Source organism: Arcanobacterium phocae (genome assembly GCF_018913465.1).
GTDB lineage: Bacteria > Actinomycetota > Actinomycetes > Actinomycetales > Actinomycetaceae > Arcanobacterium > Arcanobacterium phocae_A.
The window spans coordinates 1-23980 of the sequence record NZ_JABAPM010000006.1; the positions used below are offsets into that span (position 1 = coordinate 1).

The following is a 23980-nucleotide window of genomic DNA, read 5'->3' on the forward strand; positions in this document are numbered from 1 at the left end:
TTTTTTTCCTTTTGTTTTTTTGAATTCCCAAAAAAAAAATAAAAAAAAAAAAAACACATTTATTTTTTTTTTTGTTGGGGGGGGGGCGCCCCCCCCCCCCCCCCACGAGTCTATGCGAAGGAAAGGAACATTTTTTCGAGATGTTCCTCTTCGACATCTTGGCCAGTCGAATAGCAGGTTTTCATGCCAGTGGCAATGACCAGGTAACCTGCTCTATCCACTGCTTTAGCTACAGCAGCAAGCTGTGGAATGATGTCATGGCAGTCTTGTTCACTTTCTAAGGCTGCTATTACTGCATCGAGTTGTCCGCGTGCTCGTTTGAGACGGGTAACTGCAGGTTTGACATCCTGTGCTGGAAGTTTCACGTATTATCTCCTTGGGTATGGTCGATTACGCAGTGCGTGCGCGCTGGCCGTAAGACCATGTTATATATCCGCCATCGAGGTTAGCGCATTCAAGCCCAGAGTTAGCAAGTATAGTGCAGGCAATGTGCCCGCGTAACCCAACTTGGCAGTGAACCAGAACTTTCTTTCCGCGAAGTTCTTCTACGTGGTCTCGCAATTCGTCGACTGGGATATTGATTGCTCCAGGGATTGTTCCGCGGTTGTATTCTGCCTCAGTTCTCACATCAATGAGTTGCCAGCCATCGGCAAGAGCATCGTCAAGCTCGTGCCATTGACGTGTTTGTTCACCTGTACGGCCGTTATCTGCGATGAAACCGAGCATGTTGATTGGATCTTTAGCAGAACCGAATTGTGGCGCATAAGCTAATTCAAGATCGGCGAGATCTGAAGCTTTCAAGCCAGCTCGCATAGCAGTAGCAATGACATCAATACGCTTGTCAACACCCTGAGTTCCAACAGCTTGGGCACCAAGAATAGAATCGTTATCAGCGTCCACGATCAGTTTAAGGTGAAGGCTTGATGCACCTGGATAATAGCCAGCGTGATGAACTGGATGCGAGTGAATGACGCGAATATTTTTACCCTCGGAACGGGCGCGGCGTTCATTCCAACCAGTTGAGGCTGCTGCGAGGCCAAAAAGACCAATGATTGCAGTACCTAATACAGGTAGGCTGTGCGTTTCACGACCAGTGATGACATCAGCTACCAAACGCCCATGGCGGTTGGCCGTTTGAGCGAGTGGAATCATGACTCCTGCGCCAGAAATAAGATCAGTTTTTTCGGCTGCATCGCCAAGCGCGAAAATTGCTGGATCATTCGTTCGCTGTTGCGAATCGACTGTAATTCCGCCGCGCTGGTTGACCTCGAGTCCAGCGTTTCGTGCCAAATCAGACGCAGGACGTACTCCTAGAGCGGCAATGACTATATCAGCGTCAACTTTTTCGTCGCCGATAGCTACGTAGCCTTCTCCAATAGCAGTAACTTGTGAGTTGGCACGAATGGTCACGCCGTGATTAGACATGTGTTCAGTGACCATGGCTGCCATTTCTTCGTCAAATGGCCCCATAATATGAGGAGCTTGCTCGATAACTGTTGTAGCAATCGATCTCTTAGTGAGGTTTTCAGCAAGTTCCAATCCGATAAACCCGCCACCGATAATGGCTGCTTTGCGAGCAGAAGTGGCTTGAACGTATTCAACGATGCGATCTGTATCTTCGACGTTTCGAAGTGTCAAAGCTGTTTCAATACCCGGGATCGGAGGCATTAGCGGTTGGGCGCCGGGAGATAAAACAAGGTAGTCATACTTTTGAGTGTATGTTCCTTCTGGGCCACTGACGGTAACTGTCTTTGCTGCGCGGTCAATGCTGGTAGCGGTGGAATTGATACGCACATCTAGGTTGAAGCGAGACTTGAGAGATTGTGGCGTCTGTAGGAGTAAGTTTGAGCGCTCAGTAATCTCACCACCGATGAAATATGGTAAACCGCAGTTAGCAAACGAAACATATCCAGATGATTCTAAGACGATGATGTCCATGTTTTCATCGTTGCGCCGCAGTCGAGTGGCGGTGGACATTCCCCCGGCAACTCCGCCAACAATAACGGTGGTAGTCATATTGTTCTCCTTGAAGTGGTTGATTGTTATCCGGTTGTTTTAGCTGAATAGTGACCGGAAGAATCCGCCACTCTTAGCTTGTTTCTTTTCTTCTTCAGTGCATGTGCACCATTGGCTCGCTGGTACTTGAGCCTTGACAGAAGCGATATGTTGACCGCATCCGCTCCAGGTTGTTTTACCGCAGTTTTTGCAGGTGACGGGGTAGCACATGTTGTTCTCCTTGTTTTATTTAAGTAGGTGTCCTTAGGTGGATGTTTTGGAAGACTAAGAACATCAGTAAATATACCCCCGGGGGTATATTTACTGCAAGATGAATGAGTTCAATCTATGTGGTTCATGTTGCGTGGTGAGAACCGCGGCAGACGATAGATGGCCGATCGCGAGCCAGAGCCCGGCGGTAATGAACCAGATTATGTTCATCAGTGTGCTATCCCACTATTTGGCTTTTGCACAATTGTTCGACCAAAAGGCCAGAGTAGATAGCCAGCAATGCGAAAGATGGCTAAGCTCATCGGAATAGTGACAATGAAAATAAGTCCGATAGTGCAAGCTATGCGGTATATGAAAAACATTTCGATTCCGCCGAAGACGAGCCATAAGAACAGCTTAAGGGGTGGCTCCCACATAGTTTGGGATGCAGCGGTGACATAAGGCTTCTGACCTAGCCTAAAAACTTTAAAAAGACGTAAACTGTAGGTAGTGTGCTTAGGCGCATCAGATATAGTGTTACCGACCATGGAAGTTGAACACACATGACATACAAACTCGTTCTCGTCCGTCACGGCGAAAGTGAATGGAATGCGAAGAACCTCTTCACTGGCTGGGTGGATGTTCCGCTCTCCGAGAAGGGAACTGAAGAAGCGAAGCGCGCAGGAAAGTTGCTTAAGGATGCAAACGTTCTGCCAGATTTGCTCTTCACCTCGCTTCTTCGCCGTGCAATTATGACGGCTAATCTTTCACTTGACGCCGCTGACCGTCACTGGATTCCAGTTAAGCGAAACTGGCGTCTCAACGAGCGTCACTACGGCGCTTTGCAAGGCAAGAATAAGAAAGAAATTCGTGATGAATACGGTGAAGAACTGTTCATGCAGTGGCGCCGTTCGTACGATGTTCCGCCGCCGGCAATCGAAGCTGGATCAGAATTCTCGCAGGACTCCGATCCACGCTATGCAGGTGAGCCAATTCCAGCTACTGAATGCTTGAAGGACGTCCTTGAGCGTCTCCTTCCATACTGGGAAGGCGAGATTGTTCCAGAACTTAAGTCTGGCAAGACCGTTATGATTGCAGCTCATGGTAACTCGTTGCGTGCAATCGTCAAGCATCTTGACGGTATCTCGGATGAAGAGATTTCTGGGCTGAACATTCCAACGGCTATCCCGTTGTTCTACGAATTGGACGAAGAAACCCTCAAGCCAATTACCAAGGGTGGAACCTACCTTGATCCAGAAGCAGCCAAGGCTGCTATCGAGGCAGTTGCCAACCAGGGCAAGTAATCTAGCTTAGGTCTTTTGTGAGTATGGGGCATGCGTTTTGCGTGCCCCATACTCGTTAGTGAGATACGTGCAGTGCTATGCATATATTGCACATTATTCACGCCATTAGCGTAGGCCCCACGTGCAGGGCTGGAACTTTGGTAGAATAGTATTATTCTTGTTCGCGGAGATAGAGAGACTACCACATGAGCTTCAAAGTCGGAGAAACGGTCGTTTACCCTCATCATGGGGCTGCGTACATTGAAGATATATCAGAAAAGATCATGCGCGGTGAAAAGCGTCTTTATTTGACGCTTCGTATTATTCAAGGTGACATGGTCATTCAGGTTCCAGCAGATTCTATTGAACAAGTTGGGCTCCGAGATGTATCGAATGATGCTCAGCTAGAAGAAGTGTTTGCTGTTCTGCGCGAAGAAAATGTTGAAGAACCATCGAATTGGTCACGACGCTACAAAGCAAACGGTGAAAAACTAACGTCTGGTGACGTCAATAAAGTTGCGGAAGTTGTGCGAGATTTGACTCGCCGCAATAGTGACCGCGGCCTTTCGGCTGGTGAGAAGCGGATGCTTGCACAGGCACACGCAATCCTTGGATCAGAGATAGCCTTGGGTCGTGGAATCAGTGACGATGAGGCCGCTGAACTTCTCAATGAAATTCTGGGTGAGTTTGTTATTTCTCCAGAAAGCAGCGATACTGCTGAAACTCCGGAATCGGCACAATCAGCTGAATAATAAACGTTAAGATAAGGGTCGTATCATTATGGTACGGCCCTTATTTGTATAGTGTAGAGAGTCATTATGAGTTGGAGTGCAATTATCACCGCCGCTGGTTCTGGGACCCGGCTGGGAGCTCACCGTCCCAAAGCTCTAGTGGAAATAGGCGGAACACCACTGGTCGTCCATGCGGTGCGAACTGTTGTCGAAACTGGAATAACAGATTGCATAGTTACTGTTCCGCATGGGTATGAAAACGAATTCGGACGGGTTTTTGACGAAGCGCAGATAGCGGTCCGCGTCGTCGTCGGTGGGGCAACCCGGCAAGAATCTGTGGCTCGTGGTCTAGCACAGGTACAAAATCAATCGGTTCTGGTACACGACGCGGCGCGAGCACTCACCCCTGCGCCCATGATTGCCCGAGTCATTCATGCGGTAGAACAGGGCGCAACGGCAGCAATCCCGGTTCTTCCCGTTGTTGATACGATCAAGCGTGTTAGTAAGAATAAAGTTCTGAAAACTCTCGATCGTTCACAGTTACGTGCAGTTCAAACTCCGCAAGGGTTTGATGCTGATCTTTTACGTCAAGCGCATAAATTCGGTGAACAACTCAGCGCAGCAGAAAGCAGTGCTGCACCAGATGATGCGGCGTTAGTTGAGCTGATGGGGAACGACGTCGTCGTCGTCGATGGGTCTGCCGATGCCCTCAAAATAACGACTCCATTCGACTTAGCTGTTGCCGAGCTTATCTACCAACAGACGCGCAACGTAGAAAGGTAACTGATTATGTCTCACGAAATGCGAGTTGGAACGGCTGTTGACATCCATGCCTTTTCTGCGCAACTAGAACGGCCACTATTCTTGGCATGTATGTATTGGCCTGGAGAGCAAGGACTCGATGGGCATTCCGATGCCGATGTGGTAGCTCACGCTGCAGCCGATGCACTACTAATAGCTTCTGGGATTGGCGAACTGGGAACAGTTTTTGGCGTTGACCGGCCCGAGTGGGCGGGTGCATCGGGAAGTTCACTGCTAGCCGAGTCAGTTCGTCTGGTACGCGAAGCTGGCTGGGAAATAATGAACGTGAGTGTGCAATTATTGGGGCAAAAGCCGCGGTTTGCACCGCGCAAGAAGGAAGCAGAACAGGCGATGTCCGCCGTCGTTGGTTCACCGGTATCTGTTTCTGCTTCTACCTCAGATCATCTTGGATTTGTTGGACGAAAAGAAGGGCTGGCAGCGATTGCGACTGCTCTTGTAACACGCAACTGACTATCGCAGAACGTAGAAGGAGGGCGACTCGCAAGGTGAGCCGCCCTCCAGATGTAAAGGTCGTTACTAGTTCTTTTTATTCAGTTTCCGTAGCTTCTTTGCGTGCCGGGCAACTGGAATGAAGCAAGCTAAACCGCAAAATAGAATCAATACAATGCCGAGGATTCCGAAATATGCTGCTTCTTTTTGAGTGATGTCAAGGAGCCAAGCGCCGGCAGAAATCGCGCTAGCATATAGCAACGGAGCTAGTGGTGATGCGGCGCGGCCGGTTGTAGCATACAGCCCGAAGATCTCAGCTTCTTCACCCTCTGGGGCCAATCGTGCTAAGTATGTGCGGGATGCGGACTGGGTTGGTCCGACGAAGACGCAGAGCGCCAACCCGAAAGCCCAGTAAATTTCATGACCGGTGAAGCCAAACAAACCGTCATGGAAGAAGAAGACGCACAGCCCCAAAACGACCATTGATGAGACGGAAAGGATGACAACTTTTGCTGCGCCAATGCGGTCGTCGAGCCACCCAAAGCCGATGGTGAAGAAACCAGCCACGACGTTTGCTGCAATGCCGAACAAAATGACTTCCGAGTTGGAGAATCCGAAAGCGACGCCCGCAATGATGGCTCCAAAGGAGAACACCCCAGCGAGTCCGTCACGGTAAATGGCCGAAGAAATAAGGAACCAAAGAACGATACGATCGTTGCGCCATAATTCAGCAATAGAGCGGAACAATTCCCGGTAGGCATTAAAGAAGCCATCTACTGGTGATTCCTCAGCACGCGGCTTATTTTTTAAGGTGAAAATGAGCGGGAGTGAAAATCCTGCTAGCCATGCCGCGGCCACGAGCATTGATACGCGAACATTTAAACCTTGATAGCTGGTAACGCCGAACCAGCCGACTTCCGGATTGATAAAGCCAACGAATAAAATGAGTAAAAGTACGATACCGCCAAGGTATCCCAGACCCCAGCCAAAACCGGAAATTCTGCCGTACTGTTCCTTGTCTGCCAGGTCAGATAGGAGCGAGTTGTAAACCACTGATCCAGTTTCGAAGAGAATGTTTCCGATTCCGATAAGGACTAAACCGAGCATTAGGTAATCTTCACCAGGTTTGACGAAGAAGAGCAATGCGATAATCGCAGCGGTGCCTAATGTGGTTACTGATAGTACGGTGGCTCGTTTTCCAGACCGGTCTACGGCTTGGCCGAGGGCAGGGGCGATGAGCGCAATAATGATACCAGCGATACCCAGGGCCCATCCGAGATATGTGTTTGCGTGATCTCCAAAGAGTTTCGGATTGGAAATGTAGAAAGCAAAAATAAACGTGGTGACAATCGCATTGAAAGCGGCTGATCCCCAGTCCCACAAACCCCAATAAATAACTTTTTTAGTGAACAGGTTTGTATTTTTTGACGCTTTTTCAGGCGACGGACTTTCCGGTGGAAAAGGGAAAGCATCGTTGCTTGGAAGCGACGTTGTTTCTAGTTTCATATCTGTAATCTATCGTTATTTGCTGGTGAACGGGGTTATAACGGGAATGTATTTTTGTGAAACTTAACATTTGTCAGGACAATAGGACATTACTTGGTGGTTAAAATCTGTGGATTTTTATAGTTTTCCACGGGTGTGATTAGGAGTCACGAAGTGCGCTGTTTCCGTGTAAAATTATCACCATGGCACTACATATATATGACTCTGCAACCCGCTCAATGCGTGAATTTACTTCGTTGACTCCTGGCAAGGCGAGCATTTATCTGTGTGGTGCTACAGTGCAGGGTTCTCCGCATATTGGACATATGCGGTCGGCCTTAGCTTTCGATGTGCTGGTTCGGTGGCTTCGTCGTTCAGGCTATGAAACGATGATGGTACGTAACGTCACTGATATTGACGATAAAATCTTGGCCAAGTCTGCCCAAGAGGGTCGCGAATACTGGGCGCACGCCTACAAGTACGAGAATGAGTTCACCCAAGCCTACGATGCATTGGGTGTTCTGCGGCCTACCTATGAGCCCCGTGCAACTGGTCATATTCCAGAGATGGTGGCTTTTATTGCGCGATTGATTGAGCGTGGGCATGCTTATGCGGGTGATCCGGGAAATGTGTATTTCGATGTTGCGTCATTGCCTGATTATGGTTCGTTAACGCGACAAACGTTGGATGATTTTGCCGACGACGACGTCGAGCCGGACAAGCGTAATCCGCGTGATTTTGCACTGTGGAAGGCGGCGAAGCCAGGGGAACCTGAAACTGCATCGTGGGAGACCCCATGGGGGCGCGGCCGGCCAGGATGGCATCTGGAATGCTCCGCGATGGCTGGAAAATATCTGGGTGAATCCTTTGACATTCACGCCGGTGGAATAGATCTGCGTTTCCCACATCATGAAAATGAGCAAGCTCAGTCCCATGCCGCTGGTTATGGTTTCGCGCAGTATTGGATGCACAACGCTTGGGTTACTATCGATGGCGAAAAAATGAGCAAGTCACTGGGTAACTCGCTTATTGTGTCGAATATTCTGCAACAGTATCCGGCGGTTATTGTGCGGTTGGCATTGGGAACTGTGCATTACCGGTCTACTGTCGCATACTCGGAGCGTACATTAACGGAAGCTGGTGCGGTTTGGGATCGTCTTGCTGGTTTCGTGCAACGTTCGATCGATGAAGTTGGCGAAGTGTCTGCTGAGGATGTTGCTGGGGTTGGATTGGCTGATCTGCCGGAACAATTTGTCGATGCTATGGACGATGATCTCAACGTATCGGCTGCGCTCGCGGTAATTCATGAGCATGTTACGTCCGGCAATAATGCGTTAGCTGCGGGTGAAGACACAGAAGCTCGCCGGGAACAGTTGCTCGTTCGTGCTATGCTCGATGTTCTTGGCCTAGATCCGTGTGCATCGCCGTGGCGGGAGAAGAATTCCACCGGGGCACAGTATTACGAAGCACTTGATGCACTCGTACACACTATCTTGGCTGATCGCGCAGCAGCTCGTGCGGCAAAAGATTGGGCACGGGCGGACTCCTTGCGTGATTCGCTACAAGCAGCGGGGATTCATGTGGAAGATTCGGCAGCAGGAGCTCGCTGGAAGATCGGAGATAAATGATGGCAGGTCATTTCGGGCGTCCGGGTGCGGTACGTAAAGGCGTTAAAAAAGGCGGCAAGGTTGGCTCTGGTGGTCAGCGTCGGCGGGGCCTAGAAGGCAAGGGCCCAACGCCGAAAGCAGAGGATCGCACATACCATCCAGCGCACAAGAAGAAAGTCGCGCGTGAAGCTGCGATTGTTAAAGCTGCAGGACCAAAATTACGCGGTCATTTGCATACACCAGAGGGGTTCGAGCTGGTATCTGGCCGTAATCCGGTGGTAGAGATAGTCACCTCTGGAATTCCATTTAGTCGAGTTTTTGTTGTTGGCTCGTTAGCTAATGATGATCGCGTTGCTACGGTTTTACAGAAGGCAACCGAGTCGGGTGCTGATCTTATTGAAGTAACTCGCCAAGAACTCGACAAAATGACTGATGGACAGGTTCATCAGGGCATCGCGATTGAGATTCCGCCATACGAATATGTTGATATTGACGAATTGGTAGCGTTGGGTGCAGATCATCTCGAACCGGGGCTAATCGTAGCCTTGGACTCGGTAACTGATCCGCATAACCTAGGTGCAGCTATGCGATCGGCGTCAGCTTTCCGGGCAGACGGTGTTCTTATTCCTGAGCGGCGCAGTGCTGGAGTCAATGCGACGGTTTGGAAGGTTTCTGCCGGAGCGGCAGCACGTGTACCAGTAGCACGTGAAACTAACCTTGTGCGAGCGTTAGAGTACCTGAAAGAACACGGTTATTTCGTCGTCGGCCTGGCCGGTGAAGGCGATGCGCAGATTGATGCTCTTGACATGGCAGATGTGCCCGTCGTCGTTGTTACGGGATCAGAAGGAAAAGGTCTATCCCGCCTTGTTCGTGACACGTGTGATGTGATCGCATCTATTCCTATCGCTTCGGAAATGGAGTCCCTCAACGCAGCGGTAGCTACGGGAATTGCGCTATACCAACTAGACGTCAACCGCAGAAAATTCCACCAAAAGAAGGCCTAATCATGACATCATGGAGATCCGTTCGCGGGCATATCGACATTCTTGACCCGTATTTGACCACTCCGGAACTGGTGGCAGAATTCTTTGCTGCTCAACAGATTTTGGGTCGAGGTCAGCAGGTGAGTGATGGCTATGATTTTGAAGTGGCAATCAGTGGACGGCGTCGCCGTGTTGCAATGCTCGATGATGCCGGGACAGTTATCCGCGGTTTGGCAGTAAGCGATCTTCTTGTAGAAATGCAAGACAAGCTTCGCAAAGTTGCAGTGGAACTCGACGGCGAAGTGGTTCACGGCCCGTTGGACATCGGAGCAGTCGATATCGACGACGATATCGACATTGATGACATTGACCTTGACAACGCCACTTCTCGATCTGAAGATGAGCTTGACGCTGGTATTTACGGGGCTAAGCTCCCCGATTTTGATAGTGGCCCCATGATGCTCATGACGGATATGACGATGGCAGAAGTCCCCGGCATGGCTAGTACGTCCCAGTCGCCGATCGCAATATCGAAACTTGGGTCAATGCGGGTTTTAGTTTCGGAAGGCTCACTGCTCAGTTACCGCAAGGTATTCCCGCGTCCGAACTATGTTATGGCGTTAGCTACTAGTACCCAGAGTCAATCTGGCCCCGTCCTGATGGTGCGCCGTGACAACATCCGCTTGGTGTGGGACTGGAGCGGTGAAATGCCGATGTTTGACTGGATCAACGAAGGTACAATAGAACACGAATTTGTGAGCGATGAGCTAGGAGCCGGTGCGATTGCCCGGTTAGCAATTGCTGATCTGGTGAACGTGAAATTCAGCCAAATGCGTCAGGCTTTATTGGTGGAACCACGAGCTGCCGTGCGATCATTAGTGCGAGTTCTCGGGTTGCCATCCGAAATTGCTGACGTACTTGCCGAAAAAAGTACTCTTTCTGCAATTCCATCAGCACAAGTGGTGTCGCCCCAAGAATGGTCATTTGAAGATGTACTGGCATGGGAGTTTGCTGGCGAAGGGCTCATTGAACCATCACTCATGCGGGCGGTTAACAAGGTTTATATTGATCGGCCATGGCTGGTGGCTGTCGGGTCAGCAATGCAGGCGGCTCTGGGCGGAGCATTGTTGGCTACCGCTTACCACCGACATAACCGTGGAATCGGAGCAAAAACGCTCACGGCGATTGGCTCAGGAGTACTACTTAGTGCTTTTTCGCGAATCGGTACAACAACTTATATGCGTAGCATTGTTGATCGCAAACAGACTGAGATCGAAACGTGGCGCAATATGCGCAATTGGCAGAGCTGAAAAATTAGGAGAATCATGTTCGTTCCAGAACCACAGGCAGCAGAACTAACAGCCTTTTGGACTCGTGCAAAAACCCGATCAAAATTGGCCGAAATGCCTGGTGTTATGGGGATGACGGACGTGGTAGCGGTAGAGCCGCCGGCATTCGCATTTGGCGACGGGACACGTGAGCTTGCAAGCCAGCTTGCTCACCTTGTTGTCTCTGGCGTTAAAACTGCTACCTCCAGTTATGCGCCGGTTTATGATGTCAATGATGAGCCATATCCACGCGTTGGCGATCTAGCAATTTTATTAGATGGTGATGCGCACCCAATAGCTTTACTGCGGAATTGCAAAGTAGAGATCGTTCCATTTAATGAGATCGATACTGATATTGCGCAGGCAGAAGGAGAAGGTCCGCTAACACAATGGATCGCGGATCACACTCGTATTTTTACTACTGATGCCCACGATTCAGGGCTAGAATTCAACGAAAAAGCATCTGTCATCGTGGAGTATTTTGATGTGATGTATCGGGTAGATACTGACATTGCCCAGTAAGTATCCGTTAGATCACAGCCGAGGAACTTGCTATAGCTACGCTGTGCTCCGTATAGTTCTGGTCGTTTGAGTAACTTTTAACGAGGAGAATGATATGGCGCAATTATTTACATGGAAGCTTCATGGTGATGGCACAAAAATTGCCCCCGGTGAGATTGTCCCACCGAACGAGCGTCTTTCGTGGCCTATTACGTTTGGTGTTGGCGCCCAACATATGGTGGCCATGTTTGGGGCAACGTTCCTAGTTCCACTCATCACTGGTTTCGACCCGGCAACGACATTGTTCTTCACCGGAGTTGGAACCATTCTTTTTATCCTGATCACAGCCGGTCGGATCCCCTCGTATTTGGGATCGTCATTTGCGTTCTTGGCTCCTATCGGTGCTGTGACCGGATATGTTGCCAACGGCGGACAACCACTCAACGACGATTTAGCCTCCTTAGCTCAAGGAGGCATTATTATGACCGGTGGCTTACTTGCATTGATCGGTATTTCTGCACACTTCGCCGGGACGCGCTGGATTGATGTGCTTATGCCACCAGTTGTTACTGGCGCAATTGTTTCGTTGATTGGTTTTAATCTTGCCCCTGCAGCTTGGAACAACGTGCAGGCGGCGCCGGTGACAGCTGTTGTCACTATTCTTGCTATTTTGCTCTCCACGGTTTTGTTGAAGGGGATTATGGGCCGACTGTCAATCCTCATCGGCGTTATTGTTGGCTATGTGACCGCCATTGTTCGCGGCGAGGTCAATTTCGATACCGTGGCTGCGGCAGATATTGTGGGCTTCCCACATTTCCGTGCTCCTTCTTTTGATATTTCCCTCTTCGCGCTGTTTATCCCGGTGGTTTTGGTGCTCGTTGCGGAAAACGTTGGCCACGTGAAGTCGGTTTCGGCGATGACCGGAGAAAACCTTGATAAGTACACCGGGCGTGCATTATTCGCTGACGGTGTGGCAACGATGGTTGCGGGATCTGGTGGCGGTTCAGCGACGACGACGTATGCGGAAAATATTGGTGTCATGGCCGCAACTCGTATCTATTCAACCGTGGCTTATCTGGTGGCTGCTGGTTTTGCTTTGTGTCTATCGATGCTGCCGAAATTCGGTGCAGCCATCGCGTCGATTCCGCCTGGGGTTTTGGGCGGAGCTGCGACAGTCCTCTATGGCATGATCGGAATGTTGGGAATCCGTATCTGGGTACAGAACAAGGTAGATTTTTCAGACCCAGTAAATCTGAATACGGCTGCGGTTGCTATGGTTATGGCCATTGCTAATTACACATTGTATGTGGGTGAGCTAGAGTTCTCCGGGATCGCCTTGGGTTCCTTCGGGGCAATCATTATCTATCACGTTATGCGAGCGCTCTCGAAGTGGCGTGGTACCACTATTGAACCAGCAACACCAGCATCAGCACCAGCCGGTGCGGAACTAGAAGACGGTGCGCTGATCCGTGAACCGTAACTAGCTACTTAACTGGTTTACAACCTTCTATCGGCTCCAGTGCGGAAGTTTTTTCTTCATCGCTGGGGTCGATATTTGTACCTTTAAATGCCTTGCCAATAACAACGTCGAGAATCTCGGAGTTATTGGTTTCATCGAAATGAATTTTGGCGCCAGGAAAATACGCACGCAGAGTGTAGGCGGCGTCGACACCATTTTTTCCGGCAATGATTCGGGTGGGCTCTGATAGTGCCTTGCCTCCCCAATTCGACGTTTCAGTGATCGTAACGCCCAGGGTTGCAAGGTCTTGACCGACTTCTCCGGCTTGGCCGCTGACCGATGTGGAGTTGTAGACGCGAGCGGTGAGAGTAGATAAGTCACGTGCTTGGATTTTCTCGGAAGGACACGGTACAACGAACACCGGCTCCGCCTTCTTCGAAAAAGATGGATTGATAGGTGCTGGAATAACACCAACCCAAATAAGAGTTCCAAAAATGAGCAAGAATGCCATAACAGCAGAGATTGATCCAAAAATGACGGTCTGACGCTGCTGGATACGCTTGCGATATTCTACACGTGGATTTTCTTGAGTACTCACCTTATATAATGTAGCGCACGTTAGGGGGTCTGAGCGAGCTAAATATAGACGGTTGTTTCAGGTAGAATAGCTATGAGGTTGATTTATGTCTAAAACTTTCCATTCATTGTCGTATCCCAACTATCGGTTATGGTTCATTTCTAACCTTGTCTCTGCTACTGCGGTGTGGATGCAACGTGTCTGTCAAATCTGGGTAGTCCTCACCGTTCTCACTGATAACTCTGCTATTGCGGTTGGATTGGTGACGGCCTTTCAGTTTCTTCCTCAAATGCTGCTTGGCCCATTTGGTGGTGTACTAGCCGATTGGGCGAATCGTCGTCGGCTTATTCAAATTACCCAAATAGTAGTCGCAGTTATCGGCTTGATTTTGGGGATTTTACTCGTCACTGGTTCGGCTCATCTTTACCATGTCTATATTGCGGCAGTGTTATCGGGTGCTGCGGACGCGCTTTCGTCAGCGGTGCGTAACACGTTTTTGTCTGAGCTGGTTCCGACATCGTCGTTGCCAAACGCGATTAGTTTGAATTCGACGTCGTTCAATATCGCGCGCCTTTTTGGTCCGGCGTTGGCTGGTGCGCTCATTGAACTGGTGGGGCCAGGTTGGGTTTTCATCCTCAATTTTGCGCTTTTCTCGGTACCGGTTCTTTCCCTGGCGATAATGAAGGCGGAGCATTTCTTCGAGCATACTCCGGTGCCTCGGCGCAAAGGTATGCTACGCGAGGGGTTTGCCTATGTGCGTACGCGTTCCGATATTTTAGCGATACTGGTCATGATCGCAGTGGTTTCTGGGCTGGGGCTGAATTTTCAGGTCACCCAGGCACTGATGGCTACCGATGTGTATCACATGGGAGCAGGATCCTATGGTTTCTTGGGGTCTATGCTTGCGATTGGATCGTTAAGCGGCGCGTTGTTATCTGCTCGGCGTAAAGCGCCTAGATTTTCAAAGTTATTACTGTATGCGGTGGCGTTTGGCGTAATTGCGATTATTGCTTCGCTAGCTCCCACCTACACAATTTTTGCGTTGCTGATGATTCCTACCGGATTTACAATGCTGACATTCTTAATCGCAGTTAATACGCTGGTTCAGATCAGCACCCCGCCAGCATTGCGTGGTCGGGTGTTGGCGATTTATTTCGCGGTTAATCTAGGTATTACCCCGATTGGTTCGCCAGTTGTAGGCTGGATCGGCGAAGTGTGGGGACCACGCTGGTCGATTGCAATTGGCGGTATCGGTTCGATTGTGGTGGCATTAATTATTTTCGTATGGGCGAAGATGTCGTGGGACGTGCAGTTGCATTCGCGCCGTCACTGGCCGTTCGTCGATATTCATGGCCCGCGCGAACGCTACTTGAATAATAAGTTTGGTCCGACTGACGAGGGCTTGCGTTAGTTTCCGACGGCGAGATACGCCAATATAAATAGGGAAAGCCAATATAAACATTGCCCCGGACTCGTGAAATAGTCCGGGGCAACTGGCGGAGGATGGGGGATTCGAACCCCCGAGGGCTTGCACCCAACACGCTTTCCAAGCGTGCGCCATAGGCCACTAGGCGAATCCTCCTGAGTATCATCGCTACTGATGTACCTGTTAATGGTATATGAAAACTATGGCTGTGCGCGAATCGGTGGCGTGTTACCTAGGCAATAGATTCGCATCGAACGGAAAATTCGCGTACACTGAAAGTCGACTCCTCACGTGGCGTCATCTTCGGTTAATTCCCCAGGGCAGGAATGCAGCAAGGAGGCCGGGCTCTGACGGGTGCGTGGGGAGTCCTTTTATGCCTGCTTTTATTGTAAATTTTTAGCTTTAGTGCTGGGCGTGGATACTGATTGTTTTCCACAGGATGTATCCATGACAAGTCAGGTGTGGGAGGGGTCGAGTAAGATGGTCTTCGTGAGTGTAGCCATGTATCGCCGTTATCGGCCTCAGTCTTTTCAAGAAGTTATTGGACAAGACCACGTTGTCGCGCCGCTAAGAGCAGCGTTGGCTGCGGGGCGCACAACCCATGCGTATTTATTTTCTGGTCCGCGCGGGTGTGGAAAGACGACGTCGGCTCGCATCCTTGCTCGATGCTTGAATTGTGTGAACTATCCAACCGATACGCCGTGTGGCGTGTGTGATTCATGCCGGGATCTGGCGCGGGACGGTGCTGGTTCTCTCGACGTGGTTGAACTTGACGCCGCTTCACATGGTGGTGTGGATGATGCGCGTGAGCTACGTGAGCAAGCCGGGTTCGCGCCTGTTCGCGATCGCTTTAAGATTTTTATTATTGATGAAGCGCACATGGTCTCCAATCAAGGTTTCAACGCATTGTTGAAGTTGGTTGAAGAACCGCCAGAGCATGTGAAGTTTATTTTCGCCACTACGGAACCGGAAAAGGTTATTGGGACGATTCGTTCCCGTACTCACCATTACCCATTCAGGTTGGTTCCACCGCTCGAACTGGAGAAGTATCTTGCGCGAATCTGCGCTCAAGAAGGCGTCAGTGCATCAAAGGACGTGTTGTCTCTTGTCATTCGGGCCGGAACTGGATCTGTGCGTGACACACTTTCTGTATTGGACCAGATTATCGGTGGGTCCGATTCTCACTCGTTAGACTATGACCGCGCAGTGGCTCTGCTGGGGTATACCTCGGCCCATTTGCTCGATGACGCAGTCAGCGCAGTTGCAGAACGCGACGGCGGAAAACTATTTAACGTTGTTGATTCAGTGGTTAAATCGGGCCATGATCCGCGCCGGTTTGTCGAAGATTTGTTGCAACGTTTGCGTGATGTTGTGATTATCGCGCTCACGGGTGAGGCCGCTCGAGACGTCTTTGTGAGCGTTCCTGATGATCAGTTTGAGCGTATGACGGAACAAGCTGAACAACTGGGTGCTGCCCGTGCTTCGCGATGTGCTGATATTACTAATGAAGCGCTAAACATGATGGTTGGTGCGACTGCGCCGCGATTACAGCTCGAACTTTTATGTGCCCGGCTAGTGGTAGCTCAGGCGGAAGGCAGAACAGACTCTGCTCCAACACAAATGAAAGTTGCCACTGAAGGGGCCCAGGTTTCTACTCCGCCGCAGGTGCTCAGTAAATGGAAGAAGCCTAGTGTCAAAGAAGCTGTGGCATCGCGTCGGACGATGGAAGCAGTCCCTGAACCCCAGCCTCAGCAATCGGCAGTTGCTACGATACCAACGGAACAGAAGTCAGATTCTGAACTGCCTCCTACGCATACGCCAGCGGTTGCATCTGTCCAAACTGAAAGCCCAAAACCTGTAACACAACCGGCTCAGCCAACTGTGCCAGAACATCAACCAGAACCGGTGCATGCTCCGCGTGTTCCGGCTCCTGTGCAGCCACCGCATGTTCAGGCACCGCCGGTGCCGCCTGCTCATTTGACGCAGCTGCCTGATTCAGCGGCCGTGCAAGCGCGTGTTGCAACTGCTGATCCTGCCCATACTATGCTGAATAAAATTGTCAGCGCATGGGGAGATATTCTGGCACATCCTAAACTAGGCGGTTTAGTACGTAACCAACTTAAGTCGGGTGCGCGACCCGTTGATGTTGTTGACAATACGTTGCATATCGGTTTCGCTATGCCTGCGGTGGCGTTGCGTTTTAATCAACGTCGATCTGGCGATCATGTTACCGACGTTATTAGGGACCTTCTTCAAATAGAAGTTAGTGTTGAAGCAATTCCTGATGATGGTACAACGGCCCCAAAAGTTGAGGCCGCCCGGGAAGACTTCGCGTCAGTTTCTCCGGAACCTGCGGCCCCTCGTAGTGACACAGACGTTAATGTTCCAACCAATGATTCTGCAACCGTAGAACCAGATTTTGATGATTCTTGGGTAGAAGAAGAGAATCTTACCGAAATCCACGTGACTACTGATGTCACTAGTACAGATCCAGCGGGGGTCCTTGGTGCACTTGTCGACGGACAAGCACAATTCAAAGGTGAGGACCATGTCCAGTCGCCGCACTCTCCGGATCTTGATCCAATAGTTGTTCCTGAAGAACATCAAGATGCTAGTGGCTCATTAGCTAAGAGCGATCTTGTGCCGCCTGAGGTGCCGTTCTTTGCCCAGCCTATGCCAGAGATCCCTCCGGTGACCTATCCGGGTACGGCAACTGAAGGAGCTCGGGCGAATGATGAAAAATCCTGGCACAGTAGCGAAATACGAGATAACAAACCAGCTGTCAGTTCGATAGCGCCAGTCCCAGCAAAATCTGTTCGCCCAGGAGAATCGCGACCAGTGTGGGAGGTTCATCCACCAGTAAAATCGCAGGAAGAACCACCACCAGAATGGGAGGAAGTGTCTGAGGATGATCCAGATATTAGCGAATCCTCCCTTGTTGGGCTCAAGGTGCTTCTCGGAACGTTTGATGGGCGAATAATTGAAGAAATTCCAGATGGAAATGGTGGTAATTGATGGCGGGCGTTTATGATGGCGCAGTGCAGGCACTTATCGACGAATTAGGTCGATTGCCAGGCGTGGGGCCGAAAAGTGCGCAACGCATAGCTTTTCACCTGCTTGAAGCTTCAGATGAAGATGTTTCACAGTTGATTACTGCTTTGCAAGCTGTGAAAGCTAAAGTGCAGTTCTGCCATGTGTGCGGAAATATAGCTGAAGGCGAATTGTGTCGAATCTGCGCCGATCTGCGCCGGCTCGACAGCGTCATCTGCGTTGTCGAAGAGGCCAAAGATATTGTTGCGATCGAACGTTCGCGTGAATATCGCGGTAAGTATCATGTGCTCGGTGGAGCAATCGATCCGATCGGTGGCGTCGGACCAGACGATCTACGTATTCGTGAACTCTATGCTCGCCTCCAAGACGGCACCGTAAAAGAAGTCATTTTGGCGATGGACCCCAATGTGGAAGGCGAAGCCACTGCAACATACCTGTCCATCAACCTCGCCCATATGGGCGTCATCGTTTCACGGCTTGCTTCTGGACTACCAGTAGGTGGCGATCTGGAATACGCCGATGAAGTGACAATTTCACGCGCGCTCGAAGGACGCCAACGAATCCATACTCCAGCACAGTGATCTGTCTAGTATTAGGCGCCAGCAGGATTTAGTTGTAGTAATCATCCATGGTATGAGGCGCTTCGCGCTCTAGCATCGTTGCTTCTTCTCGGTGCAGCGGTAAAACATTGTGAATATACGATTGAACCGCGTCAGCTAGGGTAATATCGTGCCCTGCTTGTTCCGCAACATACCAACGATGCTCAAGGATTTCGTGGAACAGCTGTGCTGGTTGGAGCCGACCGCGTAGCTCGCATGGGATCGCATTCACTGCTGGCTCATAAACGTTATCTAGCCATTCGTGGGCAACAATAGAATCTGGCACATCCCACAACCCTTTGACTGCACGATAACCATCGATATCGTTCATCATACGGCGAGCTTGAGCTTCTTCAACATCCATACCAGTAAGACGCATGATTTTGCGCGAATAATGTCCAGCATCAACAACTTTTGGCTGGATTGACAGTCTCGTGCCGTCGATATCGGTGCTCATTTCGATCTCGCCAACCTCGAATCCAAGTTCGTTAAGCCGGCGGATTCTCGCATCTACTCGCCACCGATCAGCAAGAGCAAACGACTCAGCGCTGGTCAACTCATTCCATAACTCACGGTATCGACGTTCGAACCGGTCTCCAACGGCGATGGTATTAAAATCTTCGTCTAAAACGCCACCAGCTTGGAGATCCATAAGCTCGCCAATGATATTAGTACGCGCCACGTCAATATCATAAGCGCGTTTACGATCCGAAAGATTGTCCTCAATTTCTCCGGTTTCGGCATCAACCAAATAGGCAGCAAATTCGCCGGCATCGCGGCGGAACAGAGTATTAGACAATGAAACATCGCCCCAAAAGAAACCGAGCAGATGTAAACGAACCATCAAAACCGTTAAGGCATCAATGAGCCGTGCAACAGTCTCCGAGCGCATTGCTTGTTGTCCGAAGAGAGCTCGATAAGGGAGAGAAAAAGGAAGGTGCTTTGTTACTAGCACGGCATTAAGCGGCTCACCATCATCGGCAGTTCTGCCGGAAATCACCGCAAATGGTTCAACGCACGGAGCGTCGAGACGTTCCAAATTGCGAAGCGTTTCGTACTCTTTGTAAGCGACGGTTTCGCCAATTTCTTTAACAGCGATGATCTGATTCTCCAGGCGCACGAACCGCACGATATGACGAGAAATACCGCGAGGTAGCTTCGTGACAATATCTTCTGGCCATTCTTCAAGGGGAATGTTCCACGGAAGGTCAAGCAGAGCAGGGCTGACCGTGGCTGATGTTATTTGAAGAGTCTTAGGCATGAACTTATATCCTCAATAGGGTTTAAAACCGTCACTATAGCAAGTGTATGAGGGGGTGCGTAAATCCGCACCCCCTCATGGCTATACGCTGAGCTTATCAGTCACCAATACGGTTGCCGCTAGCAGCAGCAAAGTAGTGAATGTGATCTGCGCGTGGACGCAAGTAGACAACATCGTTCGGGTTTGGAACATTCTCTGGTGGAATACGAACAACCATCGTGTCGGAATTGTCGCCGGATCCAAACCGCTGGGATTCGCTCTTCGCGCCAACAATAGTGCCGTAAACGTAAGCATCCGAACCAAGGCCTTCAACGAAAGTAACCTTGAGTGGAATCGAATGAGAATCAGCTTGCGGAATCACATCGAAGGCTTCAGGGCGCATACCGATCGTGATTTCGTTGTTGTCCTCTGGGGTAACCGCAGCCAAAACCTGCTGTGGCAGATCAAGACGAGCATCGCCAAATACTGCCTGGTTACCTTCGATCCGCCAGTTGCCCAAGTTCATGGCAGGGGAACCAATAAAGCCAGCAACGAATGCATTAGCTGGGCGTGCGAACATTTCTACCGGCGAAGCAACTTGTTGCAGGAGACCATCCTTGAGGACTGCAATACGATCGCCCATTGTGAGCGCCTCAGTCTGGTCGTGGGTAACGTAAACTGTGGTAACGCCGAGTTCACGTTGCAAGGACGCGATCTGAGTACGAGTCTGAACACGGAGCTTCGCGTCCAAGTTAGACAGCGGTTCGTCCATCAAGAACACTCGAGGCTTACGGACGATCGCACGTCCCATAGCAACACGCTGACGTTGACCACCGGAGAGTGCCTTTGGTTTACGTTCGAGGTACTCTGTTAAGTCAAGAATTTTTGCAGCTTCTTCAACACGACGACGAATTTCTGCCTTATCTACGCCAGCAATCTTGAGTGCGAATCCCATATTGTCGGCCACAGTCATGTGTGGGTAGAGAGCATAGTTCTGGAAGACCATTGCGATATCGCGGTCTTTTGGTGAAACATCAGTGACGTCACGGTCACCAATAAAAATGCGGCCGGCATTGACATCTTCAAGGCCAGCAAGCATACGCAACGACGTGGACTTACCACAACCAGATGGCCCAACGAGAACAAGGAACTCGCCGTCGGCGATTTCAAGGTTGAGTTTATCTACTGCAGGCTTATCAGCGCCTGGATATACGCGGGTAGCGTTTTGGAAAGTAACGGTAGCCATTACCTTATCCCTTCACCGGCAGGTACGTGCCGGACGATCCGTAGTGAAAGGTGTCTGAGTGTCGACTCTGACACAAACTTCGCGTCGGTGCGAAGCTGGTACTATTCTTGCACAACTTGGGTGTATTTGCTAGAGCAGAATCTGACTGATTTGAGTAGTGACGTGTGCAAACCGTCGTCGGAAATTCTTGGGCTAGGCTTAATAAAAGAAAGCAAAAGGAGGTGCCATGCGGGAGCGGAGTGAACTGTCCGGCTATACTTTAGTGAAACGGATAGGTGCAGGCGGAATGTCTACCGTCTACGAAGCTATCGATCCCGCCGGTGAGCGGGTCGCGCTTAAACGCATGAGCCCGGGCTTAGTAGGAGATCCACAAGCACGACTACGGCTGCAACGTGAAGTTGCCATGATGCAACGAGTGTCTAGTCCGCATGTTTCCCAGATCCTTGACGTTGAGTTTGACGACGATGTTTTTATCGTCACGGAGCTGATTGATGGACCGACCCTCGAAGAAGAAGTTGCTGATAATGGGTGCTTCGCAGGGCAGGACTTGATTGATTTAGCTACCGAATTGAGCCAAGCGTTGCATGCAGTTCACGCGGCCGGAGTTCTGCATCGGGATATTAAGCCATCCAATGTAATGATTGGTGAATCTGGCGTAGTTCTTATTGATTTTGGTATCTCACAGGCGGTTGGCGCTACTCGGCTAACTCAGGCGGGTTCGATAGCCCATACGCCTGGATATGTCGATCCACGAATCATTGCCGGATCTGAACCGGATGAAGCAGCCGACTGGTGGGCACTTGCTGCAGTGATCGGATTTGCGGCTACCGGGCACAGCGTTTTTCATGGAACTCCGATGGCAATAATGAATCAAGTGCTACATGGTCAGCCGGACCTGAGTGGGATTGACCCGCACGTGGCATATATTATTGCGGCCGCGCTCGAGCCAGATCTTGAGTTTCGGATGAACTTTGATGACCTGATCGATGCGCTCGTGGATCCTGTGCGATTTCGTGACGACGACGCAACTCGTATTGTGCCAGTACACGTCAGCGACGACGTCGTGGCTGAGACAGCGGACGAGTCTAGAGTTACCGAGGATTCTGTTCCGCCCACGATGGTGGATTCATACCTTCCTGATCCGGAGCTCACGCTGAAAAGTGAGGTGGTGCCGGAAGCCGAGGAAATACCGCGGGATCCTTTTGCGCGGTTGCCACACTACCGGTTGTTGTGGATACTCATGGTATTTTCGGTAGCGATCCTTGCTAGTTGGAATGTTGCTATTGCTGGCGGAGCGAGTGCTTCACTCTTTTTCGTTTTTTCAATTATTGGCAATCTATGGGAACGAGCTCAATACCGTGCACAGCGAGGGAAAACTGGATGGCTTCCGTTAGTTATTAGATTCCCTTTTGTGGCGTTGCGTGCTGGACTCCTACTTATCGTGGGTGGAGCAGTAGGCGGTCTGGCTGGCTTTGGAACTACGTGGGTTCTATCTCGTTTGCTTGATGATTCCCAGATTGCTGGGCCGCATGTATTGTTTACGCTGTCGATGCTGGTAACTCAAGTTCTGCTGTGGCGAATCGATTGGGGGCGTAATGCGCGGGTTGGCTGGAACGCCAGTATTCGTGAGCTGACGCCTAGTCGTGCTTACTACGTCTTTTGGTGTGCGATAGGTCTTGTGGCTGTGATTGCTGCAGTATTTATGGCTACGTCAGTGCCAATCTCGAGCTATCAGTTGGATCTTTTTAACTTTTATATGGTTGATCCCCAATCTATTAAGTTTAATTTTTGATATAGACGTTCTATTATCGACTCAGACCGACTAACTTCGTACAAAGGCAAACATATGGCATCGAAAAATACTCCTGGAATGTCGAATGACCGACTAACAAAGGAAGAACGCCGGCAGGTCGCGCGGGAAAAAGCTCGTTTATTGCAGGAAATGGAAGCTAAACGCGCTAAGCGAAATAAAATCGTCACTATTGTGATTGCCGTTTTAGCGTTGGTGCTTGTGGTCTTCGCGATTTGGCAAATTGTGTCCAAGGATTCAGGTCAGGCTAAAGAGCTCGGCTCGTATTCTGGATCTGTGCGGGAAGTAAAGACGGACAATGTCAGTGACGACGGCGGGGTACTGTTTGACCAGAGTGGAAGCGCTACTGCAACTGAGTCTGGCAAGCCAGTAATCGGTCTGTGGTCAGATTACATGTGCCCTGGTTGTGAGCATTTCGAAGGAAACTACGGAAAGCTAATGGCAGATCATTCTGCTGCGGGAGATCTGCAGTTCAAGTTTTATCGAGTTAATACGCTGGGTACAGACTTTTCAACTAAAGGTGCAACAGCCTTTTATTATGTCGCCCAGTACGCTCCGGAAAAATTATGGGCGTTCAATAAAGGTCTAATGGATTACGGTATGAAGATTCACGCCCAGAGCGTCGGACCTAACCCGTCAGCAAGTGACATTGCTGATATTGCCAAGAGTGTCGGGGTTCCAGATGACGTTGTCAACGATCTGCCAGCGTCGATCGTTGATGAAAAGTGGCAAGGTCTTGTAGCTAAAACAGTTGAAAAGTTCCGGGCAAATGAATTTACGGGTACCCCAACATTGACCGTGAACGGCAAGGCTGATGATTCATGGACTAAGGGAAATCCAGACGAGGTTGTTCCGCAAATTCTGAATAAAGCAGCTGGAAAGTAACACTTTTTTCGAAACGTGTCGAAGATTACCCGGTAGTGCGATTGGCATTACCGGGTTTTCTCTGTCATTATTGTTATGCGCACCGGTTGTTGCTGATGCGCACGCCTCCTTAGCTCAGTTGGTAGAGCGACGCTCTTGTAAAGCGTAGGTCGTCAGTTCGAGTCTGACAGGGGGCTCTTTTCATGCCTTGTCGCAAATAGTATAGATAGTCCCAGCAATTCTCGTTATCTAAATGTGACCATTTTTGTGATATTTTAGTTAATTTTTAGGTAAAGATTTGGGGCAGATCTTTATCTTTCTTTGAATTAACGCC

General features: G+C 50.2%; 23 protein-coding genes, 2 tRNA genes and 1 other RNA gene. 16 read left to right on the forward strand and 10 right to left on the reverse strand.

Features of this window, described 5'->3' with window-relative positions:
• Positions 1-110: 110 nt before the first annotated feature.
• The 5 genes from KSO86_RS07435 to KSO86_RS08725 form a co-directional block, all read right to left on the reverse strand.
• The gene (locus KSO86_RS07435; protein WP_091279799.1) at positions 111-365 is read right to left on the reverse strand and encodes a metal-sensitive transcriptional regulator; all 255 of its coding nucleotides are present in this window, start codon (positions 363-365) and stop codon (positions 111-113) included.
• 25 nt (positions 366-390) lie between these two features.
• Complete coding sequence (locus tag KSO86_RS07440; RefSeq protein WP_216379498.1) at positions 391-2016, reverse strand: FAD-dependent oxidoreductase; 1626 nt, start codon at positions 2014-2016, stop codon at positions 391-393.
• Between the two features lie 39 nt (positions 2017-2055).
• Entirely contained in the window at positions 2056-2226 is a 171-nt protein-coding gene (locus KSO86_RS08760; RefSeq protein ID WP_494545862.1) for a DUF8730 family Cys-rich protein, read from the reverse strand.
• Positions 2227-2316: 90 nt separating this feature from the next.
• Positions 2317-2436 (reverse strand): YccF domain-containing protein, encoded by a 120-nt coding sequence (locus KSO86_RS08720; RefSeq protein ID WP_216379499.1) that lies wholly within the window; start codon positions 2434-2436, stop codon positions 2317-2319.
• Positions 2436-2753: a YccF domain-containing protein gene (locus tag KSO86_RS08725; protein WP_366493660.1), complete on the reverse strand. Its 318-nt coding sequence runs from the start codon at positions 2751-2753 to the stop codon at positions 2436-2438. The genes KSO86_RS08720 and KSO86_RS08725 overlap by 1 nt, the downstream gene beginning before the upstream one ends.
• A 15-nt stretch (positions 2754-2768) precedes the next feature.
• On the opposite strand from KSO86_RS08725, the gene KSO86_RS07455 reads away from it, so the two are divergent.
• From KSO86_RS07455 to ispF, 4 genes are all read left to right on the forward strand, one after another.
• Positions 2769-3509: a phosphoglyceromutase gene (locus KSO86_RS07455; RefSeq protein ID WP_091279804.1), complete on the forward strand. Its 741-nt coding sequence runs from the start codon at positions 2769-2771 to the stop codon at positions 3507-3509.
• A 185-nt stretch (positions 3510-3694) separates the two neighbouring features.
• Positions 3695-4240: a CarD family transcriptional regulator gene (locus KSO86_RS07460; RefSeq protein WP_216379501.1), complete on the forward strand. Its 546-nt coding sequence runs from the start codon at positions 3695-3697 to the stop codon at positions 4238-4240.
• Between the two features lie 66 nt (positions 4241-4306).
• Complete coding sequence (gene ispD / locus KSO86_RS07465) at positions 4307-5002, forward strand: 2-C-methyl-D-erythritol 4-phosphate cytidylyltransferase (protein WP_216379502.1); 696 nt, start codon at positions 4307-4309, stop codon at positions 5000-5002.
• A 6-nt stretch (positions 5003-5008) separates the two neighbouring features.
• Entirely contained in the window at positions 5009-5491 is a 483-nt protein-coding gene (ispF, locus tag KSO86_RS07470) for a 2-C-methyl-D-erythritol 2,4-cyclodiphosphate synthase (protein WP_216379503.1), read from the forward strand.
• Between the two features lie 66 nt (positions 5492-5557).
• Here ispF and KSO86_RS07475 read toward each other — a convergent pair whose 3' ends face one another.
• Complete coding sequence (locus KSO86_RS07475; protein ID WP_216379504.1) at positions 5558-6976, reverse strand: MFS transporter; 1419 nt, start codon at positions 6974-6976, stop codon at positions 5558-5560.
• Between the two features lie 182 nt (positions 6977-7158).
• Here KSO86_RS07475 and cysS point away from each other — a divergent pair, with 182 nt between their 5' ends.
• From cysS to KSO86_RS07500, 5 genes are all read left to right on the forward strand, one after another.
• The gene (cysS, locus tag KSO86_RS07480) at positions 7159-8583 is read left to right on the forward strand and encodes a cysteine--tRNA ligase (protein ID WP_216379505.1); all 1425 of its coding nucleotides are present in this window, start codon (positions 7159-7161) and stop codon (positions 8581-8583) included.
• Complete coding sequence (gene rlmB, locus KSO86_RS07485) at positions 8583-9566, forward strand: 23S rRNA (guanosine(2251)-2'-O)-methyltransferase RlmB (RefSeq protein ID WP_216379557.1); 984 nt, start codon at positions 8583-8585, stop codon at positions 9564-9566. The genes cysS and rlmB overlap by 1 nt, the downstream gene beginning before the upstream one ends.
• Positions 9567-9568: 2 nt before the next feature.
• Entirely contained in the window at positions 9569-10855 is a 1287-nt protein-coding gene (locus KSO86_RS07490; protein ID WP_216379506.1) for a hypothetical protein, read from the forward strand.
• Between the two features lie 15 nt (positions 10856-10870).
• A complete protein-coding gene (locus tag KSO86_RS07495) occupies positions 10871-11395 on the forward strand; it encodes an ASCH domain-containing protein (RefSeq protein ID WP_216379507.1) in 525 nt (174 codons plus the stop codon).
• Between the two features lie 94 nt (positions 11396-11489).
• Positions 11490-12854, forward strand: coding sequence for a uracil-xanthine permease family protein (locus tag KSO86_RS07500; RefSeq protein ID WP_216379508.1), 1365 nt, complete (start codon positions 11490-11492; stop codon positions 12852-12854).
• A 4-nt stretch (positions 12855-12858) separates the two neighbouring features.
• Here the strand turns inward: KSO86_RS07500 and KSO86_RS07505 are convergent, their stop codons facing one another.
• Positions 12859-13431 (reverse strand): LytR C-terminal domain-containing protein, encoded by a 573-nt coding sequence (locus KSO86_RS07505; protein ID WP_216379509.1) that lies wholly within the window; start codon positions 13429-13431, stop codon positions 12859-12861.
• A gap of 85 nt (positions 13432-13516) precedes the next feature.
• Here KSO86_RS07505 and KSO86_RS07510 point away from each other — a divergent pair, with 85 nt between their 5' ends.
• Complete coding sequence (locus tag KSO86_RS07510; RefSeq protein ID WP_216379510.1) at positions 13517-14821, forward strand: MFS transporter; 1305 nt, start codon at positions 13517-13519, stop codon at positions 14819-14821.
• A gap of 83 nt (positions 14822-14904) precedes the next feature.
• Here the strand turns inward: KSO86_RS07510 and KSO86_RS07515 are convergent.
• Positions 14905-14992, reverse strand: a tRNA-Ser gene (locus KSO86_RS07515).
• Positions 14993-15114: 122 nt separating this feature from the next.
• Here KSO86_RS07515 and ffs point away from each other — a divergent pair.
• The 3 genes from ffs to recR all read left to right on the forward strand — a co-directional run bounded on the left by ffs (position 15115) and on the right by recR (position 18468).
• An RNA gene (ffs, locus tag KSO86_RS07520) (signal recognition particle sRNA small type) lies at positions 15115-15210 on the forward strand.
• A gap of 115 nt (positions 15211-15325) precedes the next feature.
• A complete protein-coding gene (locus tag KSO86_RS07525; protein WP_216379511.1) occupies positions 15326-17851 on the forward strand; it encodes a DNA polymerase III subunit gamma and tau in 2526 nt (841 codons plus the stop codon).
• Positions 17851-18468, forward strand: coding sequence for a recombination mediator RecR (gene recR / locus KSO86_RS07530; protein ID WP_216379512.1), 618 nt, complete (start codon positions 17851-17853; stop codon positions 18466-18468). The genes KSO86_RS07525 and recR overlap by 1 nt, the downstream gene beginning before the upstream one ends.
• Positions 18469-18496: 28 nt before the next feature.
• Here the strand turns inward: recR and KSO86_RS07535 are convergent, their stop codons facing one another.
• Positions 18497-19747: a DUF4032 domain-containing protein gene (locus KSO86_RS07535; RefSeq protein WP_216379513.1), complete on the reverse strand. Its 1251-nt coding sequence runs from the start codon at positions 19745-19747 to the stop codon at positions 18497-18499.
• A 97-nt stretch (positions 19748-19844) separates the two neighbouring features.
• The gene (locus KSO86_RS07540) at positions 19845-20972 is read right to left on the reverse strand and encodes an ABC transporter ATP-binding protein (protein WP_216379514.1); all 1128 of its coding nucleotides are present in this window, start codon (positions 20970-20972) and stop codon (positions 19845-19847) included.
• 226 nt (positions 20973-21198) lie between these two features.
• Here KSO86_RS07540 and KSO86_RS07545 point away from each other — a divergent pair, with 226 nt between their 5' ends.
• The 3 genes from KSO86_RS07545 to KSO86_RS07555 all read left to right on the forward strand — a co-directional run bounded on the left by KSO86_RS07545 (position 21199) and on the right by KSO86_RS07555 (position 23843).
• Positions 21199-22764, forward strand: a complete 1566-nt coding sequence (locus KSO86_RS07545; RefSeq protein ID WP_216379515.1) for a serine/threonine-protein kinase — start codon at positions 21199-21201, stop codon at positions 22762-22764.
• Positions 22765-22818: 54 nt separating this feature from the next.
• On the forward strand, positions 22819-23667 hold the full coding sequence (locus KSO86_RS07550; RefSeq protein ID WP_216379516.1) for a DsbA family protein: 849 nt from the start codon (positions 22819-22821) through the stop codon (positions 23665-23667).
• 103 nt (positions 23668-23770) lie between these two features.
• Positions 23771-23843: transfer RNA gene (locus KSO86_RS07555), tRNA-Thr, on the forward strand.
• The last annotated feature ends 137 nt before the right edge of the window (positions 23844-23980 follow it).